The 278-nt window shown below is 53.6% G+C and carries 1 protein-coding gene; it reads left to right on the top strand.

Features of this window, described 5'->3' with window-relative positions; genetic code table 11:
- On the top strand, positions 1-278 hold a 278-nt coding region (locus tag FE394_RS20180; protein ID WP_319927928.1), incomplete at both ends, for a hypothetical protein.

Genomic DNA, 278 nt, shown 5'->3' with positions numbered 1-278 from the left:
AATAACCAGTCCGGTGACATACGGGGCGAAACGTTGCAATTGACGGCACAGCACCTGAACAATGCACAGGGTAAGATCGTCAGTAAAGGCCATTTTCTGCTTGACAGTCATCAGTCGATTGATAACCAGCACGGGCTGCTCGATGCGGCTGACGCCTTGGATATTCGCACCCAGGGTCACTGGAATAACCGCAGCGGAACCGCCCAAAGCGGTAAACAGGTAGATGTCACTGCGCACAGCATCGATAGCAGCGACGGTAAACTGTTGGCCGAACAAGC

The sequence above is a fragment of the Xenorhabdus littoralis genome, from assembly GCF_033949345.1.
In the GTDB taxonomy this organism is placed as follows: domain Bacteria; phylum Pseudomonadota; class Gammaproteobacteria; order Enterobacterales; family Enterobacteriaceae; genus Xenorhabdus; species Xenorhabdus littoralis.
This window is presented reverse-complemented; position numbering and strand designations above follow the sequence as displayed.